We start from the raw sequence: 1971 nt of genomic DNA on the forward strand, positions 1-1971 counted from the left end.
GGATCGCCCTGGGCGTCGCCGGGGTGCTCTGGGCCGGGCATGCGGCGCTGGCGCTGGGGCGGGCGCCGGGCTGGGCCTACGGCCTGCCGCTGCTGGGAATGCTGGCGCTGGCCCTGGCCACCCTGTTGCAGAAGCGCTGGGACGATGCGCCGGGATCGCTGGCCGTGGTGCTGTTCGTGCAGATCGGCGCCGCGCTGCCGGCGTTCGCCGGCCTGGCGCTGGCGGAGGGTAGCCTGCGGCCGCCGCTGTCCGGCGGATTCCTGTTCGGGCTCGCCTGGCTGGTGCTGCTGCCCACCTTCGGCGGCTACGGCCTGTACTGGCTGGGCCTGCGCCATCTTTCCGCACAGGGCGGCAGCGCGGCGCTGTACCTGAGCCCGGCGCTGACCCTGCTATGGGCGCACTGGATGTTCGCCGAGCCGCTGACACCCATGCTGCTGGGTGGCCTGCTGCTGTCGCTGGCCGGCCTCGGCTGGCTGTATCGCGCCGAGCGTCGCTAGCCGGCGTCGCCCTGCCAGCGGGCCAGGGTCTCCAGGCGCGCCGGGCTGAACGGCGGACGCGGCGCCGGAGGCGTCCAGCCGAACAGGAATTGCGCGGCGCTGCCGCATATCCGCCCCTGGCAGGCGCCCATGCCGCAACGGCTGTGCAGCTTGGCCTCGGTCCAGCCGGCATGCCCGGCCAGCGCGGCCAAGGGGACGTCTTCGCAACGGCAGACCAGGGTATCCGCCTCCGCCAGTTCACGCAGTTCGGCACGCAGGGCGAAGTGTCGCGCCAGGGTGTCGGCGAAGCCCTGCCAGCGTCGCCGTCGTGGCCACAGGCGGCGGGCCGCGTCGCGCTCGTCGACGGCGGCATGGCCGGCGATGGCGCCTTCCACCAAGGCCAGTTCGCTGCCGCCGAAGCCGGTGCATTCGCCGGCGGCGTAGTGGTCGGGCAGGCTGCCGGCCTGCCATTCGTCGACGGCGAGCGCCTGGCCGTCGAGGCGATAGCCGAGGGCCTGGCCGAGTTGCACGTTGGGCGCCAGGCCGAAGCCGCAGGCCAGGCGTTCGCAGGCGATCTCGCGGACCCGACCGCCTTCGCGCAGGCGCACGGCTTCCAGGCGCTCCTCGCCGAGGGCGGCGAGCACGTAGCTGTCGGCGCGGTAGCTACGGGCGAACAGGCCGGCGGCCTGCCACAGCTTGCCGGGCCAGCGCGGCAGGCGTACGGCGAAGGCGGCCAGGGTTCTCGCCGGCGCCTGTTCGGCGATGCGCAGCAGGCGCGCCCCGCACTGGCTGGCGCTGGCGGCGCTGGCCAGCAGCAGCGGGCCGGAGCCAGCCACCACCAGGCGCTGGCCGGCCAGTGGCAGGCCGCCCTTGGCCAACGCCTGCAGGCCGCCGGCGCCGGTGACGCCGGGGAGGGTCCAGCCGGGAAACGGCAGCAGCAGTTCGCGGGCGCCGGTGCAGAGGACCAGGCGTCGGTAGCCGACCTGCCAGCCGCGTTGCGGGTCTTCCAGCAACAGGCGCCTGCCGGGACCGCAGGCGACCACCCGGGTCGCCGGGAAGTGCTCGACATTGGCGTGCCCGGCCAGGCGTTGGCGCATCTGATGGGCACGCGGCGGCAGGCTGGCACGCGGGCCGTCGCGCCAGATCTGTCCGCCGGCGGCCGGGTTGTCGTCGACCAGGGCGATGCGCGCGCCGCTCGGCGCGGCGGCCAGCGCTGCGGCCAGGCCGGCGGGGCCGGCACCGACGATCAGCAGGTCGTAGTCGGCGCTCATGCCTGGGTCTCCACGCGCATGCCGGATTGGCAGACGGTCTGGCAGGCCAGGCGTCGCCGACCGTCGATCAATACCCGGCATTCCTGGCACGCGCCCATGCCGCAGAACGGCGCGCGCCGCCCGCCGCCGACCGCGCTGCGGGAGCAGCCGTCGCCGCCGAGGGCGAGGGCGGCCGCCACGCTGGTACCGACGGCGACCCGCAGCGGACGCCGGTCGATGAACAG

The 1971-nt window shown here is 75.2% G+C and carries 3 protein-coding genes; 1 reads left to right on the plus strand and 2 read right to left on the minus strand.

The genetic code is table 11. The annotated features are described in order from the left end of the window. Window positions 1–497: EamA family transporter (locus tag FFS27_RS32275; protein ID WP_146235798.1), on the plus strand; the 497-nt coding region annotated here is incomplete at its 5' end. Here the strand turns inward: FFS27_RS32275 and FFS27_RS32280 are convergent. Both FFS27_RS32280 and FFS27_RS32285 read right to left on the minus strand, forming a co-directional pair. Then, complete coding sequence (locus tag FFS27_RS32280) at window positions 494–1747, minus strand: NAD(P)/FAD-dependent oxidoreductase (RefSeq protein ID WP_014603677.1); 1254 nt, start codon at window positions 1745–1747, stop codon at window positions 494–496. The two genes, FFS27_RS32275 and FFS27_RS32280, sit on opposite strands and share 4 nt — an antisense overlap. Beyond that, on the minus strand, window positions 1744–1971 hold a 228-nt coding region (locus tag FFS27_RS32285; protein ID WP_272483182.1), incomplete at its 5' end, for a 2Fe-2S iron-sulfur cluster-binding protein. The genes FFS27_RS32280 and FFS27_RS32285, both read right to left, overlap by 4 nt.

The organism is Pseudomonas sp. 2VD, from assembly GCF_005503585.1.
GTDB lineage: Bacteria > Pseudomonadota > Gammaproteobacteria > Pseudomonadales > Pseudomonadaceae > Pseudomonas > Pseudomonas aeruginosa.